The organism is Denitrovibrio acetiphilus DSM 12809, assembly GCF_000025725.1.
In the GTDB taxonomy this organism is placed as follows: domain Bacteria; phylum Chrysiogenota; class Deferribacteres; order Deferribacterales; family Geovibrionaceae; genus Denitrovibrio; species Denitrovibrio acetiphilus.
The window spans coordinates 46369-68014 of record NC_013943.1; the positions used below are offsets into that span (position 1 = coordinate 46369).

Here is a 21646-nt window from a genome sequence, read left to right on the forward strand (position 1 = left end):
CTTAGGTCCCCTTTTTTTAGTTATGAAGCAAATACATATATTTATTATCTTTCTGGTTTTTGCATATCTATGTGCTGTTGGTGTGCGTTATCATCAGCATATAGAGCTTTCAGTATATTCAGAACCGATACTGACAACCCATGACGGTTATCGATGGCTTAGATATGCCGAAGATATAAGTTCCGGAGTTTATAAGTCAGGACTGGATGAATTGTCAGGTGTGCAGGTCAAAACAGAGAAACCTCCGGTTGTCCCCCTGATAAGCAGGATCACGTCTTATATCAGTGAAACCTGTGATGTTTCCGGACAGACTGCGGGCAGTTTGATGGCTGTGCTTTTTTCGGGGCTTTTTATATTTCCTCTGGGCGTATTCTTTTATCTTGCGGGATTTCCTTCTGCGGGGGTGGGGGCTTCTCTGGTGGGGGCGCTTTCCTTTGCTTATCTTAGCAGGACGTCAGCTTATCAGTTAGATACCGACATGCTGAATCTGTTTTTCGTGTCTTGCGGGGCACTGTTTGTGTTTCTGGCTGGGCGAGGGCGGTCATATCTCTGGTCTGCAATGGCTGGGCTTTCCATGTATGTGTTCTGGCTATGGTATTTTCACAGCGGATTTTCTGTTGCTTACCTTCTCCTGCTTGCATATTCTTTGCGTTCAAAAAGTCTGAAAACCATTATGGTATCGCTATTGATCTATGTTGTCTGTGCTTCCCCATTTGTTGTTGCGGGAGGATTCAGGAATATATTTGAGTTTATAGGCTTTGGCTCCTCGACCATTCGCCCTGTTATGGCGGATGTTGCGGAACTTCAGGTGCTGCCGCTCATGGACACTTTTAAGAGTATTACGGCATATGGTGTGGCTGGCGTTGCAGGGCTTGCGTTATCACTCCTTGTCGGACGCCGTGCAGTCTTTCTTGCGTTGTTTTATCCGCTTGGTGTTTTAGCATTTATCAAAGGATTTAGGTTTGCGATGTACCTTGCCCCCCTATGTGGTGCAGGTCTGGGGATAGTTTTTGACTATAGGGTGAAAGGACATTTACGTCCACTTGGGTGGGGCATTGTGACGGCTCTTTCCCTGCTGGTGTTTGTGCGTCCTTACATAGGAGAAATACCGCCGGTGGTTGTGAATCCTGTAACTTACGACAGTATAAGGGAACTGAAAGGTTTAGAGGATGATGCCGTAATAGGGACTGTCTGGGACAACGGCTTTCTGGTGGAATATCTCACAGGGAAAGCAGTCTTTGCTGACGGGGCGTCACAGTTTCGTGAAGAGGCAAAGACATACGGCAGAGCGATGCTTCAGTCTGATCCTTTGAAAGCTGCTTCTATGCTGGCTGATGCTTCAGGAGGTCGTCCAGTGTATCTCCTTTTTACTCCTGATATGGACAGGAAGGTTGGCTCGCTGATAACCAGCGCAGGATATTCGATGGATGTTTTAGGAGATGACGTTTTTGTGGCTCCTATAGATAAGAATGAAGGCTATTCTGTTGTCCAAATATCGGAAACGCTGCTTTTTGAGATGCATGTTATAGGTGATAATGATATCACATGTTTTGACAGGGTTCCCCTTTACAGTAAGGGTTCTGTGGTCTACAGGCTTTCGGATGAATGCAGATAGTGTACTTATGCTTTAAGAATGTTTACATAGTGATTTTTATATATTGATTTTTCCTATCTTTATGTTATTGTTGAATATTCGTTTTGCTATCAGTATTTGTAATAACACGGAGAGTGCTATGGATTTTAAACAGATCGAAGCTTTTGTATTTGTTGCAAAGTACAAATCCTTTTCAAGAGCCGCAGAGAAGCTTCTGCTTTCCCAGCCAACTATCTCTACTCATATCAGTACACTTGAAGAACAGCTCGGAGTAAAGCTTTTCGACAGATTGTCGAAGGAAGTTGTTCTCACAGAAGCGGGGCAGGTCTTTTATCCATACGCAGTTGATATTCTTGATCTGAGAGAGCGTTCTCATGAAGCTGTGAAAGAGTTCCTTAACGAAGTCAGCGGACACCTCCATATAGGTTACAGCACTGTTGCGGCAGAGTTTATCCTTCCTGAAGTTATAAAAAAGTTTAAAGAAGATTACTATAAAACATTTTTTACTCTTGATAACGGTAATACTCAAAATGTCATTCAACGACTTTCTGACGGTATACTCGATCTTGCTATTGTTGCCAGGAAGATACCTAAGAAAGATTTGGAATACAAAGTGCTTACAAAAGACAAGATCGTTCTTATCGTGCATAAAAACCATAAATTTTTCACCCGTGACTCTGTGTTTATCGAAGAGATCCTCGGTGAAGAATTTATCACCCGTGAGGTCGGCTCGGGTACGAGAGCTTCTGTCGAGCACGCCTTTAAAAACAAAGGTTATGATTTCGACAGCCTGAACGCAGTTGCTGTGCTAAGTTCAACTTTCTCTATACGCAACGCTGTTAAGCGTGAGCTCGGTATTGCTTTTATGTCTGAGATGGCGCTCGCTGAAGACGATCACGATACCAGCGTAAAGGCTATCCCGGTAACAGATCTGATGGTTGAGAAGGATGTCTATGTCGTTTACAGTAAAAACAGAACAAATAAAAAACTTCTCAAACATTTTATCGAAACAATTCTGAAGTTTAAGTGATCCTGAACGAAGAACTTGAGCTGAAATACATTCTTGAAAAGGGGTTGGATGAAGTTAATCTGATAGATGTCCGTTCCCCTTTAGAATATAGCGAAGATCACATACCGACAGCGGTTAATATACCTCTGCTGGATGATGATGAGCGGAGACTTGTGGGAACCTGCTATAAGCAGAAAGGACCAAAGGATGCTCGCCTGTTAGGAGTTGAGCTTGTCAGTCCGAAGCTGCCGGAGTTTATCAGGCAGTTTCTGGAAGTTAAGCAGAATAATAAAATGACAATCGCCTACTGCTGGCGCGGCGGTCTCAGAAGCAACAGCTCTGCCGGGCTGGTGCGGATTGCCGGGATGCAGGTTTATGTTATCAAGGGCGGATGGAAAGAGTTCCGCAGACACGTTGCTGCATTTATGGAAAATTTTCCTCCAGAACTTCATTTTATAAATTTTTATGGTCCGACAGGTTGTGCAAAGACAGAAATACTCCGCAGACTGGACAGAAGCGGGCTCAATGTGCTTGATCTGGAAAAGGCAGCGGCGCATAAAGGCTCCAGCTTCGGCAGAGTCGATGAACCGGATTTTAAAAATGTTACTCAGAAAAACTTTGAATCAAAAATATGGCATACTTTCTATAGAAAAGGGGGGAGGCTCTTTTTAGTAGAGGGTGAAAGCAAAAAGATAGGAAAAGTGAGTATCCCCAATGCTGTATTTGACCGGATGCAGTCCGGCGTGAGTGTTGTGGCGGATACAAGTCTTGATTTCAGGGTAGCCTTTACTGTAGAAAATTATAAACCAGACCGATATAAAGAGGAGATACGTGAGTCTCTCATACGGCTTAAAAGATTTATAGGCGCAGCAAAGGTGTCTGAACTGTCCGGTATGCTCGACAGAAATGATTATGAAACATTTACCAGAGATATGCTGATCAATTATTATGACCCCCTTTACCTGCGCTCGATACCGAAAAAACCGGACTATGTAATTAATTATGAAAGCATTGAAGAAGGCGCAGAAAAACTTAGCGGCATTTATGAAAACGTCGAGACTGATTAGTCTCTGTCTGTTCTTTCTTGCCGCCTGCACATCCACATCCCATTCAGAATACAGCCGAGGCACATACGGGTATAAAGTACCCGAAGGCGCAGTAATGTCCGGAGCAGTGTTCGACAGACCTTATACTGTCCGCGGGATAACCTATTATCGTCTTAAATCTGTAAAGTCATTTAATCAGACAGGTCTTGCAAGCTGGTACGGCAGACAGGAGCATGGGAAACTGACAGCCAGTGGTGAACGATATAACATGTATGCGATGACTGCCGCTCATAAACAGCTCCCCCTCGGGAGCAAAGTCCTTGTGCGCTGCATGGAGACCAACAGAGAAGTTATTGTCACAATAAACGATAGAGGTCCTCATGTGCCGGGCAGGGTAATTGATTTATCATACACCGGCGCAGCTAAGCTTGGTATTGTGGACAAAGGGCTGACCAAAGTTACTCTGGAGCTTTTGAATGGAGAGGAGACAGAACCTGCCGACGGACATTTTTCTGTACAGTTGGCATCATTTTCTATGAAAGCAAACGCACGTGAGCTTGCTGACAGATTTCGCAACTCAAAAGTTGTTGCGGCATATGTGAACGGCAGGCAGTATTTCAGGGTTAAAGTCACAGGGTTTGCATCCCGCGGCGCCGCTGAAAATTATAAAAGCCGTGTGTCAGGTCAATATCCAGGAGCACTTGTCATAGCTGAAGATTAGTGCTGAAGTGTTCCCAGCTGCTGACTCTTGGCTTAAAAAGATGTAATGAAGTATTATTAATGGAGTTTATAAATCAATGAGAAACGAACGAAAAAATGATTCACTGAGAAAAGTTGAGATAATTAAAGACTACATCAGCCACCCGGAAGGCTCTGTTTTAGTGGCATTTGGAGATACAAAAGTGATCTGTAACGCATCTGTTTCTGAAGGGGTGCCGCCGTTCCTGAGAGATTCCGGCACAGGCTGGGTTACGGCAGAATACGCTATGCTCCCCAGAGCTACCCATACAAGAAATCAGCGTGAATCAAAGCGCGGCAAACAGGACGGCAGGTCACAGGAGATATCAAGACTGATAGGCAGAAGTCTGCGTGCAGCTGTGGATTTTGAAAAACTGGGCGAAAACACTGTTACCATAGACTGTGACGTAATTCAGGCTGACGGCGGTACAAGGACAGCGGCTATAACAGGCGGTTTCTGCGCCCTTTACATGGCGTGTGAGTGGATGATTAAACAGGGAATGATAGCAGAGAACCCCGTGACCGGAATGGTTTCGGCGATCAGCGTCGGTATTGTTATGGGTGAGCCTATGCTTGACCTTGAGTATGCGGAAGACAGCATTGCTGATGTTGATATGAATCTTGTCGTTAAGGATAACGCCGAGATAGTCGAGATTCAGGGGAGTGCAGAGAAAGTTGCGTTTGACAGGGATTTGCTCAATAAAATGCTGGATCTTGGCTTTAAGGGTATTAAGGAGCTTACCGATATTCAGAAACAGGTAATAAAATGAAACTCTTCGTTGCTACAAAAAATCAACATAAGCTCAGAGAGATAAAAGAGATACTGGACGGTATCGAAGTTTGCTCTGTTTATGATGTTGTGGATAACAGTATAGATGTCGAAGAAACAGGTGTTACGTTTGTGGAGAATGCTTCACTTAAGGCTAAAGCTCTCTCGAAGCTGGTTGACGGCTATGTGATAGCGGATGATTCAGGGATATCTGTAGATGCTCTGGACGGTGCTCCGGGAGTTTACTCTGCACGATTTGCAGGGGAAGGCGCTACAGACAGTATGAACAATGAAAAGCTAATGGAGATCATGAAACCTGTTCCAGCCGAGGAGTGCACGGCAAGCTATGTTTGTGTGATTGCTCTGGCAGAAAAGGGGCTGGTTGAACGGACATTCAGCGGTCTGTGCGAAGGCTTTGTTGCCAAAGAATATAAAGGGGAGAATGGATTTGGGTATGACCCGATGTTTGCGCTCCCTGACGGACGTCATATGGCGGAACTTAAAGAAGAAGAGAAGAATCGTATAAGTCATCGTCATATGGCTTTACAGGGGCTTGCAGAATACCTTAAGGCAAAAACGGAAGAGTGAAATGACACTAAAGCGGTTTTGGATACTTACAGCATGCGTTTGTCTGGTGTTTTTCGCCGGAATCTCTGCTGTGCTGAATAGTGAGAAAACCCTTGTCAGAGGATATAACGCTGATCTTGATGAAATACTGAAAGGTGACAGAAGCGGAAAATCGCTGACTATATATACTGCTGATAATATAAAGATCTATGAGAAAATTTACCAGCAGACATCAGAACTGCCTAAAGAAGTGCCGGACGATCTTTTTTATATGGCTGAGTTTGCAGGGGAGAATCTTTTTACCTGTGACAAGCCGGACTCGAAAGCCTCCAGGGCTATTCTTGATTTCTATAATATTTCTGAAACAGGGCTTAATAACTGTATAGTTCTGTTTACTGCGGAAAAAGCAATCGCCCGTAAAGGTGATAAGGTAAGCAGGCTTAAGCTGTGGAGCACGGCTGCCAGACTCGTTGAAAAATATGGTGTACGCAAAATCATACTTGCTTACATGGAGCACTCCTACATGCAGAATGATATATGGGGTGTGGAGGCTGCTGCCTACAGTTACTTTGGGAGCTCAGTCAGGTTTCTGACCATAGCCAAAAAGGCGTGGCTTATCTCTGTACTCACTCTGGGGCAGATGCCGGATGATGATACCCCCGCTTTTTACAAAAGAAAGGATATGCTCGCATACAGGCTTTACCTCAAAGGGCTAATTACTTATACGCAGTATAGTGATGCTGCGGAACAGCCCGTTTATAAACTGCATAAGGTCGTGAATACAATGCCTGACTACACTGCCCTTGTGCTTCAGGAGCTGAAGCGCAAAGGGGTAAAGACCGACCGACAGCTTGTTGTTCATACTAATATCAATCTTTCCACTTTGCGGGCAGCTCAGCATGCGATATCCAGTAAGCTTAAAAAGTATCCTGACGGTATCAATATCGCCATGGCAGTGGTGAACTATGAAACCGGCGGTGTTGAAGCGCTTGCGGCAAACAATAAATGGAAATATCATACAATGCAGATGCGCAGACAGATAGGGTCAACATTTAAACCTATAGTTTATCTGACAGCGATAAAAGAGGGTGCATCTCCGAATGAATTAATAGTCGATAAGAAGTATCGCTATAACCTTGGAAATTACGTTTACGCTCCTGCAAATTTTGAAGACTATTATATGGGTAAAATCCCTATGAGACTGGGGCTTGTTCATTCACTCAATAACGCTACCATACACCTTGCAAAGCTTGCAGGATTGCGTAAGGTCAGCAGGATGGCTGTTGATCTCGGGATGGATGCCCGCATAAAGCCGTATCTTGCCATGCCCCTCGGCATATTTCCAATAACTCCGCTGAATCTTGCTAAAGTATATGCCGCATTTGGTACATATGGTATTAAGAAAGAGATCGGGTTTATCAACCGTGTGGAAGACAGCAAAGGGGAGAGAGTTTATCTGCCGAAAGAGATGCCCCGGCGTGTCAGCCCTGAGAGGGAGACATACCAGGTTGTTTATATGATGAAAGATGTAGTGCGCAGGGGGACAGCGAGGCGGAGCGGTCTTATCCCAGGGACAGCGGCAAAGACCGGAACTACAGATGAGTACAGAGATGCATGGACAGTTGCTCTTTTCCCGCCGTATGCAGTGGTCTGCTGGGTTGGTTTTGACAGTCACCGCAGTATGGGAGAGAGAGGAACTGGAGGGGGCTATGCTGCTCCTGTTATTGCAGAGTTCCAGAGATTACTAACAAAAAAGACTGAAAAAATAGATTTCAATGTTCCCAAAGGTATTGTATTTAAACGGGTAGACAGGTATACAGGGGCGGTCACAGGGAAAGGGTGTGGTTCAAAACGAACCTATGCAGAAGCTTTTCTGGAAGAGCGTGTTCCCCCTGTCTGCGGCGGACGAAATATAGCCTTTGAGAATGTAAAAGAAAATACAGGGAGTTGAGATGAAAAATATATATTTGATAGGATTTATGGGGACAGGTAAAAGCTCTGTAGGCAGATTGCTGGCAGAGGATCTGGGAGCGTCATATGTGGATACAGACCAGATGGTTATAGAGAAAACCGGCAGGGAGATTACAAATATTTTTGAAGAGGACTCAGAAGAGGATTTCCGCAGGCTTGAGACAGAAGTTCTGAGCGAGGTTGTAGACAAAGAGAACCTTGTGGTTTCCACCGGAGGCGGTATCGTGGTAACAATGGGCAATCTGGAAGCGATGAGGCAGACAGGTTTCGTTGTAACACTGATAGCAGATGCGAATACTATCCTTGAAAGGATAAGCAGCGATGAAACATGCAGACCGCTTCTGGAGGTGGAAGAGCCTTTCGAAGAGATAAAAAGACTGCTGTTTGAGAGAGCATCTTTTTATATTAATGCTCATCATATCGTGGATACTTCCGATATAACACCAAGAGAGGCAGCCGACTGCATCCTTGAAAAACTGAAAGAATATAACGGCTGATGTATATTTATGAAAACGGTCAAAGTAAATCTCAAAAAAGAGGTTGATACCTCTTACGAAATAACAATAGGCTCATCTTTTGCAAAAGAAGTGATTGAGAAAATGCGTGCCGAAGGTGCGTTTTTTATGGTGGATGAAAATGTTTTTGAGCTTTACAGTGACCTTTTCACTCATGATAATACTTTTCGTTTCCGTGCTGACGAGCACAACAAAACCCACGAGTCGGTTGTTGCTGTCTTAGGCTTTCTCTTCAGAGAGGGGGCAAAGCGTGACAGCCTGCTGTCCATTGTCGGAGGCGGAATAACAGGTGATGTGGGAGGCTTTGTTGCTGCAACTTATATGCGTGGGATAAGCTTTATTCAGATGCCTACAACCCTGCTGTCTATGGTGGACTCCAGCGTTGGCGGGAAAACAGGCATAAATTTTCGTGGTGCTAAAAACAACGTGGGCGCATTTGCTCAGCCGGAGCATGTTTACATAGACATGGATTTCCTGAATACGCTTACTGATGAGGAATTCCTTAATGGTGTTGCAGAAATCATAAAGTACGGAGCAATCTTTGATAAAGATTTTTTCCGGTATCTTGAAGAGCATAGAGAGCAGGTAATCGCCAGAGACACCGAAACACTTTCTTATATTGTTAAAAGGTGTTGTGAAATGAAGGCGGAGGTTGTCCGCAAAGACGAAAAAGAGAGGGGAGACAGAGCACTCCTTAATTTCGGACACACCTTTGCTCATGCCATAGAGACTGATTCCCATCACGGTGTTAAGCACGGCTTTGCTGTTGCCACAGGTATGTATCTGGAAACAGACTATGCTGTGAGAGCAGGCGAGGCAGATAAAGAAACTCTGGAAGCAATTGGGCGCATTCTCACTGACTATGGTTTTGCTCTCTCTTATGACATCGACGACAGGGAGCTTTTCTTTCAGGCGATGCAGGCAGATAAGAAGGCAGGGAAAAAAGGTCTCAGCCTAGCCTTGACACCTTCCATCGGCTCCGGTAAAATTCTAAAAAACATCCCCCAGCAGTCTGTTGTAGATTATTTCAATAATCTCTGATCAAAAGCCGCATACAGAGGGTCTCACCTTTATGGAAGAATACGAAAAGTCAGCATATCTTAAAGATATCGATTATTTTGCAGCTAAACTTGAAGAGAATCCATCCTCAACTCTCTTTGTGCCTCTTGCAAATGCATATATTAAAATGGAACAGTTTAATGAAGCCGTTCGTGTTCTCTCTTTTGGGATAGATGCCAATCCTGAAATGTATTCGGCTAAGACACTGCTTGCTCAGGCGTATCTCGGCGAAGGGAATATTCAGGAAGCTAAGGCTATCCTGACAGAAGTTCAGGTTGTGGACAGGAATAATTATCTTGCCTCCAAACTAATGGGGGATATTCATAGAAATGATGATGACATAAAAAAAGCTCTTGTGTGCTATAGGAATGCTCTTATGGTGGCGCCTGAAGATACAGAGCTGCGTGACCTTCTGGAAGAGCTGATGAGCGCCGCAGGTATCGGAGCACATGAGCTGGAAGGTGAGCAGAGCCTTATAGATGCTGATGATGATCTGCTTGATCAGCTCGGCTCGGAACTCGCAGAAGAGGTTCGTCAGGATGTCGGGGAATCAGAACTAGGAGCTAAAGAAGCTTCGGATGAAGAGGTCAGCAGTACAGTCGATTCAATCGTAGGTATCGCTGAAGAAGCAGAGGAAGAGATGCCTCTTGACAGCTATCAGGAAGATTTTACTGATGGCATAACAGATGAGCTCGAAGAAGAGCTTGTTGCGTCATTTGATGATGAAGTAATTCCTACGGCTTTGAGTCCGGAAGAACCTGCGGATGCGGATGCTGATGAACCCGGAGCTCAGGAAGTTAAAACAATGGCGGCAGAGATCGGCGCTGATCTTGGGCTCGATACCGGAGATACTGATAATGTCTCTGCTGATGAGATAGACGAGGCTTTGGACAGTGTTTTTGGCAGCGAAGATGCGCCTGCCGAGTCAGAACCTGAGCTTGACGACGACCTTAAAGCTATCCTCGGTGAATCAGATGTGCCGTCAGCGGACGTTCCTGTCGAGTCAGAACCAGAACTTGACGACGACCTTAAAGCTATCCTCGGTGAATCAGATGTGCCGTCAGCGGACACTCCTGCCGAGCCAGAACCTGAGCTTGACGACGATCTTAAAGCTATCCTCGGTGAACCAGATGTGCCGTCAGCAGAAGCACCTGTAGATTCAGAGCCTGAGCTTGACGACGATGTGAGAGCTATCCTCGGTGAATCAGATGTACCGTCAGCGGACACTCCTGTAGAGTCAGAACCAGAACTTGACGACGACCTTAAAGCCATTCTCGGTGAATCAGATGTACCGTCAGCAGAAGCACCTGTAGATTCAGAACCTGAGCTTGATGACGACCTTGAAGCTATCCTCGGTGAACCTGATGTACCGTCAGCGGACACTCCTGCCGAGCCAGAATCTGAACTTGACGACGATGCTGAAGAAATATTAATAGACACAGATGTTGCCGGAGAACCGGAAGAAGTGTATGAGGCCTCGATGGAAGAACTTCTGGATGTTGCTCCGGAAAGTTCTGATGACGAGTATGCAGACCTTGATCAGGAAACACGTGAACAGGTGAACAGGCTTGAAAACCTGTTGGAAACAATAAAAAATAATGCCGTCAGCTGAGAAAGTTTAACAAACTAACTCTTATTACTGGATAAATCCTTATTTTTCGATATAATCAACGAGCTTTTTTGCAAATGTCAGTTAAGCTGTGTTAAAATTAATATCTTGTATTATATTAATTGATGCACTGCAATAACAGGAGAAAACTGTGGAAATACTGATAATTAACGGTCCGAACCTTAACATGCTGGGCAAAAGAGAGAAGAGTATTTACGGCGAAATGACTTTGAACAGCATAAATGAGATGCTTCTTGCGAGAGCAGGCGGCAGGTGCGAGTTAGAATTTTTCCAGTCGAATCACGAAGGCGATATCGTGGGCATGATACAACGCACTGATGCTGATGGGATGATAATCAACGCAGGCGCTTTCACACATACAAGTATTGCCATAAGGGATGCGCTGCTTGCGGTTTCCAAGGAATTTATTGAGGTACATATCTCAAACGTTTTTGCCAGAGAGGATTTCAGGCATAAATCCTATCTTTCTGATATATCAAAAGGTGTCATTAGCGGTTTTGGAGCTATGTCCTACGCTTTTGCACTCGATTATTTTCTGGAGCAGAAAAAGTGAACAACAGAATTAGCACACTACAGAAGAGAATGAGCAGACATGGGGTCTCAAACCTTTTTATTACTTCTTTGTCTGATATATATTATTTTACGGGTTTTACCGGGAGCACAGCGAATTTATTCGTGACCCCCGACTCCGCCGTGTTTACCACAGACGGGAGATACACGGAGCAGGCTGGCAGGCAGATAGGTTCTGATGCCGAGATCAGAATTGTTCAGGACTACAGAAAAGCCCTGACTGAAATTGCCGATAAAATATCCAGCATTACAGTTACTTATGACTGCGGGCTCAATGAATATGAATACCTTTATGAAGAGCTTAAGGATGTTCGTATAGAAAATACCGGCTTGATAGACTATATGCGTGCAGTGAAAGATGAAGGCGAACTTGACAAGATAAGAGAGATGTTTTTGTGCGCCAGCGACTCTTTCCACGCTTCTCTTGAATACTTTAAGCCGGGGATCAAAGAGCTGTTCTGGGCAGCCGAGCTTGAAAAAAACATGAAGATGAACGGCGCAAGGTGCCCGTCTTTTGACACGATTGTAGGTTCGGGCTACAGAGGCGCTATGCCTCACGGTATAGCCTCTGATAAGATCGTAGAGAAGGGAGACGCTGTTGTCGTTGATTTCGGCAGCAAAAAGGAATATTGCAGTGACGTTACAAGGCTTGTTAAAACAGGTCCTGATTCTGAGGTGGACAAAATCGCTGACATAGTTTATACAGCTCTCTCCAAAGCCAAAGATGCTGTTAGGGCAGGGGTGAAATGTTCTGATATTGACGCAGTTGCAAGGGATTATATCGCCTCAAAAGGATATGAAGAATATTTTAACCATGGGCTTGGGCATGGTGTCGGTATTGATGTACACGAGAAGCCTGTGTTTAATCCGAGAGACCATACTGTCCTTGAAGAAAATATGGTACTGACAATTGAACCGGGCATATACCTTCCTGAACGTTTTGGTGTACGCCTGGAAGACACTATAGTTGTTAAAAATGACGGCTGTGAAAATCTCACGGCGGTTTTTGAAAAATACATTTATGACATTTAAAAAATGAGGTGTTAAATGATTACTCCGAACCAGTTTAAAAGAGGAGCAAAAATCGAGATTGACGGTGAACCGTACGGCATTGTTGAATATCTCCATATCAAATGCGGAAGAGGCGGCGCGACAGTGCGTACAAAAATGAAAAGCCTCCGTACAGGCGCTGTTATAGAGCGTACTTTCAAGTCTGACGAGAAGATAAAAGAACCCGATTTCGAAGATAAAGAGATGCAGTATCTTTACAACGACGGCACAGTTTTCTTTTTTATGGATACAGAATCATACGAACAGATAGAGATCCCGGCAGAATTTGTGGGTGATGATTCAGACTTTATGCCTGACAACATCATGGTGAATGTTCAGGTTTTTAACGGCCAGCCGATAGGCATCACACTGCCTAACTTTGTTGAGCTTGAGATAACATATACCGAACCCGGACTTAAAGGAGACACTGTGACAGGGGGGAACAAACCTGCGACAGTGAACACCGGCGGGACAGTTAACGTACCGCTTTTCATTAATATCGGTGACGTTATTAAGATAGATACAAGAGAGCAGACATATATGGAAAGGGTCAGCTCTGCTAAATAGGAGAGAGTAATGGATATTAAAGAGATCAAAGAACTTATCAAGTATATCGAAAAGTCTGAAATCAAAGAATTCCAGTATGAGAATGAGGAAGAAAGCATATATATTTCTAAAATGGACGATGCTCCGCAGATGATGGCACAGCCACAGTACGCGGCTCCTGTTCAGCAGGCTCCGGCTCCGGCTGCTGCTCCTGCTGTTGAGGCTCCCGCTGCCCCTGCGATAAAAGGGAATGAGGTCGTTTCTCCGATAGTGGGGACATTTTATGAGTCTCCTGCTCCCGGTTCTTCTCCTTTTGTCAAAGAGGGCGACACTGTGAGCAAAGGGCAGACCCTCTGCATCGTTGAAGCTATGAAGATTATGAATGAGATCGAAGCGGAATATGACTGCAAGATCGTAAAAAAGGTAGGTCAGAACGGCGTACCGGTTGAATATGGCGAGACAATATTCATCGTTGAACCTCTTTAAGGGGGAGTTGAATGTTTAAAAAAGTATTGATTGCAAACAGGGGAGAAATCGCCCTGCGTATCATAAGAGCATGTAGAGAACTCCGCATTAAGACAGTGGCTGTTTACTCTGATGTGGACAGGGAATCTCTGCACGTTGCAATGGCTGACGAGGCTGTATGCATCGGACCTGCTCAGTCGAAAGACAGCTACCTTAATGTCAAAAGCATTATAGCTGCGGCAGAGATAGCCAATGCAGATGCAATCCACCCGGGGTACGGGTTCCTTGCGGAAAACGCAGAGTTTGCTGCGATATGCGAAGACTGCGGGTTTAAGTTTATAGGTCCGAGCGCGGAACATATTAATATGATGGGTAATAAATCCAGCGCAAAGGAAGCAATGAAAAAGTTTGGCGTGCCGGTTGTTCCCGGTTCGGAAGGTGCAGTTAAGGATGCGAAAGAAGCTCGTGCTATAGCCGAAGCGATGGGATATCCTGTAATGATAAAAGCATCTGCCGGCGGCGGCGGTAAGGGTATGCGTGTTGCGCATAACGAACTCAGCTTTATGAATGCTTTCGAGATGGCTCGCTCAGAAGCCATGAATGCTTTCGGCTCTGACGAGATTTATGTTGAAAAGTTTATAGAAAACCCGAGACATGTTGAAGTGCAGGTCTTTGGCGACGGCAAAGGTAAGGGACTCCACTTCTATGAGCGTGAATGTTCCATCCAGCGCCGCCATCAGAAACTTCTGGAAGAAGCGCCAAGTACCGCTATAAGCCAGAAGACAAGAGAGAAAATGGGTAAAATTTCTGTTGATGCCGTCGAGTCTCTTAAATATGAGAATGCAGGCACAATAGAATACCTTGTTGATAAAGATGAAAACTTCTACTTCATGGAGATGAACACCAGAATACAGGTGGAGCATCCCGTGACAGAGATGGTGACTAATACCGACCTTGTTCAGCTTCAGCTCAGAGTTGCCGCCGGTGAACCGCTTGATATGAACCAGGAGGACATCGTTCTGCATGGTCATGCCATAGAATGCCGTGTAAATGCTGAGGATCCTCAGACTTTTATGCCTTCACCTGGGGCTGTGACAGGTTATGTTACTCCAGGCGGGTTTGGTACAAGAGTTGATTCTGCATGTTACGACGGATATTACGTTCTTCCGTTTTATGACAGCATGATAGCGAAGCTGATTGTATTTGGGCGTAACAGGGAGATGGCTATTGCCCGTATGAACAGAGCGCTGGACGAGTTTGTTGTTGACGGCATCAAAACCACAATCCCTCTGCACAAGAGGATTCTCGAACATCATGCTTTCATTGAAGGTGACATTAGCACAGAATTCATAGAAAGGTACTTTGGATGAGGAAAATAACCTCGCTGATTTTGCTTATATTTGCTTTTGCAGCCTTTGCTGAAGCCGGTATTGCCGGTTACTTCACCGCTGATCATAATGAAGCGGACTCCTGGTATGTGAAAGCATCCCTATACGAACAGGATGAGAATTTTGAGGAGGCCTCCAAACTGCTGGAGGCTGTCCTTGAATCTGTTGATGAAGAATATGTCTATCTTAAGCTTGCAGGAATTTACGGCAAACTGAACGACAAAGAGATGATGCAGTTCACGCTGGAGCGGGGCAGCAGGAAAATGCCTGATTCTGCTGTGCTGAAAGGTGCTCTGGCTGACATTTATATGACAGAGACAGAAAATATTGGAAAGGCTTATAAGCTCTACAGGCAGGCGTATAAAATTTCAGGCGATGTGATCTATGCCGAGGCAGAGGCAAGAGCTCATGCTTCCGCAAAAGATTTTAACAGCGCTATCAAAATCTACAGTGACCTGATTAACATAGAAAAGGTTTCAGACTATTATGTTCAGCGTGCGAGGTATTTTGAGAAGCTGGGGCTGAGTAAAGAGGCTCTCGACGACTATATTTCTGCATCTGATTTGGATAGTAACTTTATAGCATCGGCTAAACTTGCAGATCACTATATCGAGACCGGAGATAATGATAAGGCTATTGTCTATCTTAAAAAAGTGATAGATGCCAGCCCTGATATGGTGCTCGCCAAGTTCAGACTGGCGCAGATTCTCAGCAAAATAGGAAAGACAGAGGAAGCAGAGGGATACTTTACTGCTATTCTGGATTTTCTGAATGAGAGCGAAAAGATATATGTCCTCAAAAGCCTTGCTAATATGGCGTTTGAAAGAAATGAATACGCTAAGGCAGAAGAGTATTTTGCCCGTGCTTTCGAAATTGATAAAGACATACAGACTGCATATTCTCTTGCCATTATGGCGGAATCCGCTGGAGAAACAGCAACTGCAAAAAAATGGTATCAGGAAATACTGACGATACGTCCGGACTTTGTAGAGGCGAGCAAAAGGCTTGCTATCATATACCTTAAAGACGGTGAACCGGAAGAAGCTTTGACTGCTGTGCAGAAAGTCGGAGACATCTATCAGGATGTAGACTATCACAGAATAGTCGCTCAGGCATATAATGATATGGGTGAACATAAAAAATCTATCGAAGTGCTCACTGCCGCTGTTAAAGAGAATCCGGCGGAAGTTAAGCTCTATCTTGACCTTGCCCTCGCACTGGATAAGCAGGGGGACAGGAAAGACGCTGAGAATGTTATAAAAAGCGGGATGAAATATTTTCCTGACGACGCTTCCCTTCTTAATTTTCTTGGTTATGTTTATGCTGAGCAGGGTGTTAACCTTTCCGATGCGGAAGAGATGATCAGCAGAGCCCTTAAGCAGAATCCCGAAGAGCCTGCATACCTTGACAGTATGGCATGGGTTTATTATCAGCAAGGTAAATATCAGAAGGCATTCGACTATCAGAAGAGAGCCCTGAAAATGGCGCCTGACGAACAGGAGCTCATTGACCATATGAAGGCGATAATGAAGAAGCTTGGTATCAAGAAGAGTTTAGATGAAGTTATACAGGAGAACTGATATAAGATCGGTTCTTTTTCTCTGCGCACTCTTTCTGTTGAGTGCGTGTACACAGAAAAATATAATTCTCTCTGTTCCGAAAGACCTGACTCAAAAAGTGTCATCGGCTAACCGATCAGTTTGCGCCTATAAAGGGCGTGTGAGTATAATATATGAGAACGGGTTGGATGATGTTCGCTTTCGCGGGTTTCTGAACAAGGACTGCGACGATAATTTCCAGCTGAAGATACTCGGTCTGTTCAATTCTGTGGCATACGATGTCAGCTACCAGGGTGGTGTCCTCCAGGCTTTTAAGAAGGACGAGGATGTCAGCCTTGAGATAGATTATTTCATGCGCTCGAAGGGGCTATATAACATGGTGTCCCTGATACGCTACCCTCATGTGCTGATAGATGACAGCTTTAATGTAAAGGCTGTCGGAGACGAATATATTATGACCAAGGGTTCAGTCACGGCAGCAGCCGGGCAGGATTACCTTTTGCGCAGGATAAGCTTCGGCGACGAGACATTTAGTTACAGCTATGACAGCGGGAAATTGAGCGGACTAACATACAATACTGAGGAATCGAATCTGGAGATAAAACTGCGATGAATGAGATATCCCTGAAAAGTTACGGAAAGATAAATATTTTTCTACATGTTTTAGGGAAAAGATCAGACGGTTTTCATGAACTTTTCACCCTTTTTTCCAAAATAGCACTTCACGACACACTGAATATAAAGAAATCAGTTTCCCAGCGAATAGTGTGCTCAAAAAAGAGTATCCCAACAGATGATAGCAATATCATAAATCGTGTTCATAAGATACTTACTGAAAAGCATGGCGTAACTCAGAACTTTGAAACTGAGCTTATAAAGCGTATACCTGACGGTGGCGGTCTTGGCGGTGGGAGCAGCAACGGAGCAGCATATCTTAATGGTGTTTGTGATCTCCTTGAACTTGAAATGTCCATGTCTGTTAAAACATCTGTAATGGCATCAGTGGGTTCAGACACAGCTTTCTTTCTGCATGATGAGCCAATGATAGGCAGGGGTAGAGGCGAAATATTAGAGCCGTACGGCAGCCTGCCTGAATGCGCGCTGGTGCTGGTGAACCCGAAAGAGCATGTTCCGACCGGAACTGTTTTTACATCAGGAAATTTAAAGTTGACTCATGATAAAGAAGTTAATAGAATGCGCCACATATCAGACTATGAAGAATACGGAGATGTTCTTTTTAACGGACTGGAGGAAGCAGTTTTTAAGCTTTATCCTGCCGTTGAGGAAGCTAAGAGTTCGCTGCTTGATGCAGGTGCGGATTTTGCGCTGATGAGCGGAAGCGGTGCTACGGTTTTTGGTATATGCAGAGACAAGGGGTGTGCCTCGCGAACCGCTGATATGATAAAAAGCAGACATCCTGCGTGGGATGTTTTTATTACAGAATTAATATAGACATAAACTTTTACAGGAGTACGTGATGGATTATCTTGTTTTCGCTGGGAACTCTAACAAAAAGCTTGCACAGAGCATAGTGTCAAAGCTGGGTATGAGACTTGGAGACGCTGATGTACGCAAGTTCAGTGACGGAGAAATTTTTGTCCGCATTAATGAGAGTGTTAGAGGGCGTGACGTTTTCCTCATTCAATCCACATGCGCTCCGGCAGAAGAACACCTTATAGAGATGATGATTATGGTGGACGCTCTTAAAAGAGCATCTGCAAATACTGTCACAGCTATCATGCCTTACTTCGGGTATGCAAGACAGGACAGAACAAGCGAACCCCGCGTTCCTATTACAGCAAAACTCGTTGCAAACCTGCTGACAAAATCAGGTATAGACAGAGTCGTTACCATGAACCTTCATGCAGGTCAGATTCAGGGTTTTTTCGATATACCTGTGGATAACCTTTATTCGTCACCTGTTTTTGATGTATATTTCAGAGAGAACGGCATGCATGGTGAAGACTATGTTGTTGTTTCCCCTGATGCGGGTGGTGTGGCGAGAGCAAGAGCTTACAGCAAGCTTCTCGGGACAACACTTGCGATCGTTGATAAACGCAGAGAGAGAGCAAATGTTGCCGAGGCTATGCATGTTATCGGTGATGTTAACAATAAAAAAGTCATACTGATTGACGACATGATAGATACAGCGGGAACACTCACACAGGCTGCAAAAGCGTGTATCGAACATGGCGCAACAGAGGTTTACGCCTCCGCTGCCCACGGTGTGCTTTCAGGCCCTGCCATAGAGAGGATTCTTGATTCGCCGCTTAAAAAGGTCATCATAACAGACTCTATCCCTTTTGATAAAGCAGTCAGCAAGATAGAGGTGCTTTCTGTCGCTTCCCTTCTGGCTGAAGCTATTACAAGGATTTATCAGAAAGAATCAATCAGTTCACTGTTTGCTACAGGGCAGGTGTAAGTGCTTATAGTCGGTCTCGGCAATCCGGGAGAGAAATACGACCGGACCCGGCATAATCTTGGTTTTTTAGTGGCGGATAAGCTTGCATCCGAGAACTCGGCATCATTTTCCAAAGGTTTCAAAGGAGAGTATGCGGAGTTTTTTATGGACGGCGGGAAACATTACATCCTTAAGCCGTATACGTATATGAATCTTTCAGGAGAGTCTGTCCAGCCTCTAGCTGCTTACTATAAGATCCCTGTGGAAGACATCATCGCTGTCCACGATGATCTTGACATAGAGTTCGGCAGGCTTAAGCTGAAAAAAGGCGGTAATGACGGCGGTCACAAAGGGATCAGGTCTATGGCGCAGATGCTGGGTGACAAAGATTTCATCCGGCTGAAAATGGGAATAGGCAAAGACGGCAGAAGAGACACTATCGGTCATGTTCTGGGGAAATTTTCTCCACAAGAGTCTGAAAAACTTGACGAATTCATAGATATTGGTGTAAAAGCTGTAGTTTGCTGTATTAAAGAGGGTCTACGCCCTGCGATGAATGTCTTTAATACCAGAAAGAACGCTGACAAAAATGTAGAAAACGAGCAGGAGGGCTGATATCGTTATACTGTTAAGGTATGGTGATACGGCATTTTTTGCTTAAAAATAAAAGTTTCCATAGGAGGAATGACTAATGACAAACTTGTCCTATCTCGCGCCTGTACTTGGTGTGATCGGGCTTGCTATCGCTTATGTTATTTACATGAACGTTGTTAAGCAGCCTGTAGGCAACGAGAAAATGAGAGAGATCTCAGACGCAATTCATGATGGTGCTATGGCTTTCCTTGGCCGTGAGTATAAGGTCCTTGCGATTTTTATCGTAATTGTTTTCGTACTGATGCTGTTTCCTAAAGACCTCGGCATTTACACAGCACTGTCTTTCCTGGCTGGTGCTCTTTGTTCTATAATGGCAGGTTTCTTTGGTATGAAATCAGCTACAAGAGCTAATGTAAGAACATCCGAAGCTGCCAGAAAAGGCGGGCTTGCCGCTGCACTTTCCGTTTCTTATAACGGTGGTGCTGTTATGGGGCTTGCTGTTGCATCCCTTGGTCTTCTTGGTGTCGGCGTACTTTTCATAATCTTTGGCGATCCTGAAACAGCTAAATACATCAACGGATTTGCAATGGGAGCTTCATCCATCGCTCTTTTCGCTCGTGTCGGCGGCGGTATCTATACAAAAGCTGCGGATGTTGGTGCTGACCTCGTTGGTAAAGTTGAAGCAGGTATTCCTGAAGATGACCCTAGGAACCCAGGTGTTATCGCTGATAACGTTGGTGACAACGTGGGCGACATCGCAGGTATGGGTGCAGACATTTTTGAATCATATGTCGGTTCTATCATTGCTACACTTACAATCGCAGCTACAGCATCACCAATGCTTCTTGCTAAACTGGCTGCAACAGGCGTGCCTACTCCGGGATTCACATCTACACTGATGTTTCTCCCTGTGCTGCTCGCTGTTGTTGGTCTTGTTTCATCAATCATTGGCGTTTTCTCAATGAAATTGCTCAAAAACTCTGAGCCGGCTGCTGCTTTGCGTAACTCAACATACATCGGTGCCGGACTTTTCCTTGTTGCCGCCTATTTTGTTATTACATCAGTAGGCATAACATCAGGCGTTTTCTGGGCACTTCTTGCAGGTTCCTTTGTAGGAATCCTTGTAGGGCTCGTGACAGAATATTATACATCTGCCGGTCCTGTTAAAAGAATTGTAGAGGCATCAACAACCGGTCCTGCAACTAACATCATTGTTGGTTTTGCTGTGGGGCTTGAGTCAGTTGTACTGCCTGTTATCCTTATATGTGTAGGTATATACGTTGCGAACTACGCTGCCGGACTTTACGGTATAGGTATCGCGGCTGTCGGTATGCTCGCTACTGTCGGTGTTACTATGACAGTGGACGCTTACGGTCCTATCGCTGACAACGCAGGCGGTATCTCAGAAATGGCTGAGCTCGGTCCTGATGTCAGAGCTATCACAGACAATCTTGACGCTATCGGAAACACTACAGCGGCTGTTGGTAAAGGTTTTGCTATCGGCTCTGCTGCACTTACAGCTCTTGCTCTTTTCGCTGCATACAGCTCAAGTGCGGAGATCACTACGATAGACATAACAACACCTACTGTTGTTATAGGTCTTTTCGTTGGCGGTTTCCTTCCTTTCCTTATCGGTGCCCTTACTATGACATCCGTTGGTAAGGCTGCTGAGCAGATGGTTGAAGAGATCCGTCGTCAGTTCCGTGAAATACCAGGACTTCTCGAAGGGAAGCCAGGTGTTAAACCTGACTCAAAAACATGTGTTGATATCTCAACCGCTGCCGCTCTTAAGGAGATGGTACTTCCTGGTGTGATCGCTGTGCTCGCTCCGGTTATCGTTGGCTTCCTTCTTGGTAAAGAAGCTCTTGGCGGCATGCTTGCAGGTGCGACAGTTACAGGTGTTCTCCTTGCGCTTCTTATGGCTAACGCCGGCGGTGCATGGGATAATGCTAAAAAAGCTGTTGAGAAAGGCGAGTGGGGGAGCGACGGTAAAGGCTCTGAGCAGCATAAAGCTACTGTTACAGGCGATACTGTTGGTGACCCTTTCAAAGATACAAGTGGTCCTGCAATGAACATTCTTATCAAGCTGATGTCCATTGTTTCACTTATCATAGCTCCGCTTCTTATATAATAAACTCAGAGGAGGGTGTAAAAGCCCTCCTTTTCTGTTTTGAC

General features: G+C 44.9%; 21 protein-coding genes. All 21 read left to right on the plus strand.

Annotation, left to right across the window (positions count from 1 at the left end; genetic code table 11):
- Positions 1-22: 22 nt before the first annotated feature.
- The 21 genes from DACET_RS00265 (at position 23) to DACET_RS00365 (ending at position 21602) form a co-directional block, all read left to right on the plus strand.
- Positions 23-1615, plus strand: coding sequence for a glycosyltransferase family protein (locus DACET_RS00265; RefSeq protein ID WP_013009406.1), 1593 nt, complete (start codon positions 23-25; stop codon positions 1613-1615).
- 118 nt (positions 1616-1733) lie between these two features.
- Positions 1734-2624, plus strand: coding sequence for a selenium metabolism-associated LysR family transcriptional regulator (locus DACET_RS00270; protein ID WP_013009407.1), 891 nt, complete (start codon positions 1734-1736; stop codon positions 2622-2624).
- Positions 2621-3670, plus strand: a complete 1050-nt coding sequence (gene mnmH, locus DACET_RS00275; RefSeq protein ID WP_013009408.1) for a tRNA 2-selenouridine(34) synthase MnmH — start codon at positions 2621-2623, stop codon at positions 3668-3670. The genes DACET_RS00270 and mnmH overlap by 4 nt, the downstream gene beginning before the upstream one ends.
- Positions 3648-4370, plus strand: coding sequence for a septal ring lytic transglycosylase RlpA family protein (locus DACET_RS00280; protein WP_013009409.1), 723 nt, complete (start codon positions 3648-3650; stop codon positions 4368-4370). Before mnmH ends, DACET_RS00280 begins: the two co-directional genes overlap by 23 nt.
- Before the next feature lie 76 nt (positions 4371-4446).
- Positions 4447-5157 (plus strand): ribonuclease PH, encoded by a 711-nt coding sequence (gene rph, locus DACET_RS00285; protein WP_013009410.1) that lies wholly within the window; start codon positions 4447-4449, stop codon positions 5155-5157.
- Positions 5154-5744 (plus strand): RdgB/HAM1 family non-canonical purine NTP pyrophosphatase, encoded by a 591-nt coding sequence (gene rdgB, locus DACET_RS00290; protein WP_013009411.1) that lies wholly within the window; start codon positions 5154-5156, stop codon positions 5742-5744. The genes rph and rdgB overlap by 4 nt, the downstream gene beginning before the upstream one ends.
- Position 5745: 1 nt before the next feature.
- Positions 5746-7674, plus strand: a complete 1929-nt coding sequence (locus DACET_RS00295) for a transglycosylase domain-containing protein (RefSeq protein ID WP_013009412.1) — start codon at positions 5746-5748, stop codon at positions 7672-7674.
- A gap of 1 nt (position 7675) precedes the next feature.
- On the plus strand, positions 7676-8191 hold the full coding sequence (locus DACET_RS00300; protein ID WP_013009413.1) for a shikimate kinase: 516 nt from the start codon (positions 7676-7678) through the stop codon (positions 8189-8191).
- Positions 8192-8200: 9 nt separating this feature from the next.
- On the plus strand, positions 8201-9250 hold the full coding sequence (gene aroB, locus DACET_RS00305) for a 3-dehydroquinate synthase (protein ID WP_013009414.1): 1050 nt from the start codon (positions 8201-8203) through the stop codon (positions 9248-9250).
- A gap of 31 nt (positions 9251-9281) precedes the next feature.
- Positions 9282-10880 carry a tetratricopeptide repeat protein gene (locus tag DACET_RS00310; protein WP_013009415.1) on the plus strand — a complete coding sequence of 533 codons (1599 nt, stop codon included), beginning with the start codon at positions 9282-9284 and terminating at the stop codon, positions 10878-10880.
- Positions 10881-11028: 148 nt separating this feature from the next.
- On the plus strand, positions 11029-11451 hold the full coding sequence (aroQ, locus tag DACET_RS00315) for a type II 3-dehydroquinate dehydratase (RefSeq protein ID WP_013009416.1): 423 nt from the start codon (positions 11029-11031) through the stop codon (positions 11449-11451).
- Positions 11448-12500 carry a M24 family metallopeptidase gene (locus DACET_RS00320; RefSeq protein ID WP_013009417.1) on the plus strand — a complete coding sequence of 351 codons (1053 nt, stop codon included), beginning with the start codon at positions 11448-11450 and terminating at the stop codon, positions 12498-12500. The genes aroQ and DACET_RS00320 overlap by 4 nt, the downstream gene beginning before the upstream one ends.
- A gap of 15 nt (positions 12501-12515) precedes the next feature.
- Entirely contained in the window at positions 12516-13085 is a 570-nt protein-coding gene (efp, locus tag DACET_RS00325) for an elongation factor P (RefSeq protein ID WP_013009418.1), read from the plus strand.
- 9 nt (positions 13086-13094) lie between these two features.
- Entirely contained in the window at positions 13095-13550 is a 456-nt protein-coding gene (gene accB / locus DACET_RS00330; RefSeq protein ID WP_013009419.1) for an acetyl-CoA carboxylase biotin carboxyl carrier protein, read from the plus strand.
- A gap of 11 nt (positions 13551-13561) precedes the next feature.
- On the plus strand, positions 13562-14899 hold the full coding sequence (accC, locus tag DACET_RS00335; RefSeq protein ID WP_013009420.1) for an acetyl-CoA carboxylase biotin carboxylase subunit: 1338 nt from the start codon (positions 13562-13564) through the stop codon (positions 14897-14899).
- Positions 14896-16497: a tetratricopeptide repeat protein gene (locus DACET_RS00340; RefSeq protein WP_013009421.1), complete on the plus strand. Its 1602-nt coding sequence runs from the start codon at positions 14896-14898 to the stop codon at positions 16495-16497. Before accC ends, DACET_RS00340 begins: the two co-directional genes overlap by 4 nt.
- A complete protein-coding gene (locus tag DACET_RS00345; protein ID WP_013009422.1) occupies positions 16475-17089 on the plus strand; it encodes a hypothetical protein in 615 nt (204 codons plus the stop codon). The genes DACET_RS00340 and DACET_RS00345 overlap by 23 nt, the downstream gene beginning before the upstream one ends.
- The gene (gene ispE / locus DACET_RS00350; RefSeq protein ID WP_013009423.1) at positions 17086-17928 is read left to right on the plus strand and encodes a 4-(cytidine 5'-diphospho)-2-C-methyl-D-erythritol kinase; all 843 of its coding nucleotides are present in this window, start codon (positions 17086-17088) and stop codon (positions 17926-17928) included. The genes DACET_RS00345 and ispE overlap by 4 nt, the downstream gene beginning before the upstream one ends.
- A 25-nt stretch (positions 17929-17953) precedes the next feature.
- Entirely contained in the window at positions 17954-18898 is a 945-nt protein-coding gene (locus DACET_RS00355) for a ribose-phosphate pyrophosphokinase (protein ID WP_013009424.1), read from the plus strand.
- Positions 18899-19492: an aminoacyl-tRNA hydrolase gene (gene pth / locus DACET_RS00360; RefSeq protein WP_013009425.1), complete on the plus strand. Its 594-nt coding sequence runs from the start codon at positions 18899-18901 to the stop codon at positions 19490-19492.
- Positions 19493-19568: 76 nt separating this feature from the next.
- Positions 19569-21602: a sodium-translocating pyrophosphatase gene (locus tag DACET_RS00365; RefSeq protein ID WP_013009426.1), complete on the plus strand. Its 2034-nt coding sequence runs from the start codon at positions 19569-19571 to the stop codon at positions 21600-21602.
- Positions 21603-21646: the final 44 nt, after the last annotated feature.